This is a genomic window from Pseudomonas sp. PME37.24/006, from assembly GCF_055556635.1.
This window is the reverse complement of sequence record NZ_JBVHNL010000207.1, coordinates 1-255: the sequence shown is the minus strand read 5'-3', so window position 1 is coordinate 255 and position 255 is coordinate 1. Positions and strand designations below refer to the sequence as shown.

At 65.9% G+C, this 255-nt stretch carries 1 protein-coding gene; it reads right to left on the bottom strand.

Going from position 1 to position 255, the window contains the following annotated elements; genetic code table 11:
* Positions 1-255 (bottom strand): TolC family protein (locus ACZ3GY_RS24430; RefSeq protein WP_465912376.1); only part of this gene is annotated, 255 nt, incomplete at both ends.

Genomic DNA, 255 nt, shown 5'->3' with positions numbered 1-255 from the left:
AAGGCGTCGGCATCCTGCGTCAAGGCCACCAGACTATCGGCCACGTTCTGGAAAGCATTCAACACGGTCTGGCGATAATGCGCCTCGGCCGCGAGGTAGGCTTCCTTGCTGGCATCGCGCTTGGCGCGCAGGGCACCGCCATGGAACAGCGGCTGCGTCAGCGATGCGCCCAGACCCCACACGGCTCCCGCACCGCTGGTGGCCTTGGCCCAGGAGAAACCGGACTGGCCGAACGATGCGCTGATGGACAGGCTG